This is a genomic window from Collinsella sp. SGI.033 (assembly GCF_050315135.1).
Lineage (GTDB): Bacteria > Actinomycetota > Coriobacteriia > Coriobacteriales > Coriobacteriaceae > Collinsella.
Genome location: NZ_JBNPOK010000049.1, coordinates 1 through 2,021, shown reverse-complemented (window position 1 = coordinate 2,021; position 2,021 = coordinate 1). Strand labels below are relative to the sequence as shown.

At 55.5% G+C, this 2,021-nt stretch carries 1 protein-coding gene; it reads right to left on the bottom strand.

Going from position 1 to position 2,021, the window contains the following annotated elements:
* Positions 1–134: 134 nt before the first annotated feature.
* A complete protein-coding gene (locus ACQRC0_RS08670; RefSeq protein WP_427719879.1) occupies positions 135–1,829 on the bottom strand; it encodes a phospho-sugar mutase in 1,695 nt (564 codons plus the stop codon).
* Positions 1,830–2,021 lie beyond the last annotated feature (192 nt).

Here is a 2,021-nt window from a genome sequence, read left to right as displayed (position 1 = left end):
GCGGGGCGGGAATCTGGTTGCACACAACTCCTACACAGTTTGGGATTCTCAGCTGTATTTACCGGTAATAGAGAGGGGACCTCGTTTCCGAGATCCCCTTTTTCGTCTATCTATAGAAATAGGCTTTCAAAACCTTAGGCCAACAGCTTGCGACCTGACTCCTCAATCGCGTCAAGTGCTGCATCAGCCTCGGCGGCATCCGCGCCCTTAGCGAAGATGTACAGCTTGATCTTGGGCTCGGTGCCGGAAGGACGGACAATACCCTTGTTGCCACCCTCAAGATCGAACTCAATGACATTAGCCTTCGGCAGGCCGTTCACGCACGTGTTGTAATCCACAACGGCCTCAATCTTGGAGCCTGCGAGCTCCGCGGGCGGGTTCTCGCGCAGACCCGCCATAATGCCGGCCATCTTTGCCGCACCCTCAGCGCCCGGATAGCTCAGCGAAATCGTCTTGTTGTGATAGTAGCCATACTTCTCGTACAGCTCGTGCATCGCATCGGCCAGGTTCTTGCCCTGGAGCTTGTAATACTGCGCCATCTGGCAAATCAGAAGCGAAGTGCTCACGGCGTCCTTGTCGCGCACGTGGTCGCCGGCCAGATAACCGTAGCTCTCCTCGAAACCGAAGATAAATCGATCGACTTCACCAGCATCGGAAAGCGAGGTAATGATGTCACCGATGTACTTGAAGCCCGTCAGGCAGCGACGGAGCTCAAAGCCATACTCCTCGGCCAGGGCATCGACCATGGCGGAAGAAACAATGGTAGTAACCGCGACCTTCTTGGTGAGATCCTCGCCGCGGGCGGCACGGGTCTTGCAGATATAGTCGAGCAGCAGAACGCCCATCTCATTGCCGGTCAGCAGCAGATAGTCATCACCATTCTTAACAGCAACGCCAACACGGTCGGCGTCAGGATCGGTTGCAAGCAGCAGATCGGGGTGAACCTGCTCGCACAGGTCGATTCCCTTCTGCATGGCCTGACGGATCTCGGGGTTAGGATACGGGCAGGTCGGGAAATCGCCGTTCGGGTCCTTCTGCTCGGGAACAACCGTGACATCGGTGATGCCGGCGCGCTCGAGCACCGTCGTGACGGGAATGAGGCCAGTGCCGTTGAGCGGAGTGTAGACGAGCTTAAGCGGAGCGCCAGCGATCTCCTCGGCAGAAAGGTTGGTCACGCCGCGCGCGAGAACGGCGTCGTAATAACGCTCGAGGCACGAGTCATCGATCCATTTGACCAGACCCTGCTCAAGAGCCTCATCGAAGTCCATGGACTTCACGCCAGTGAACGTATCGGTCTCGGCGATAGCCTTAGAAATTGCATCGGCGGCCTCGCTAGTGATCTGGCAGCCGTCGGGGCCATAGGCCTTATAGCCGTTATACGGCGCCGGATTATGACTAGCGGTCATGCAAATGCCACCGGAGCACTCAAGATCGCGGACAGCCCAAGATAGCGTAGGCACCGGGGAAATCTTAGGATACACAAGGGCGGTGACACCATTTGCCGCAAGAATAGCAGCAGTCGTCTTGACGAACAATTCGCCCTTATTGCGGCTATCGCGAGCAATGGCAACCGTCGGATGCTCAAAAGTCGCATTGAGATAGTCGGCGAAGCCCTGCGTTGCACGGCCGACCGTATAGATATTCATACGGTTAGTGCCAGCACCGATCGTGCCGCGAAGGCCGGCGGTGCCGAAGGCAAGATCCTGGAAGAAGGCATCGGTGATGGCATCCTCGTCACCCTGCTCCTTCATCGTGTTGAGCTCGGTCAGCAGCTCATCATCCTTGACATTGGCAATCCAAGTATCAAGCAGCTCGTGAACATCTGCCATGTGCGTCCTTCCTTCATAAGCAATAAAACGGCCCGCCTAAAACAGGTCAAGCGCAGTATCACGCTTAAGTAGATAGTAATCCATTGAGTGCGTGAGACTGTCAAGAGAACGGTGAACGTCTGAATAAGACGGCAGATGATATCGTTGTAAAAAATGTCATTTAGTTAAATTGCCTGAGAAACGAAAAAGGGG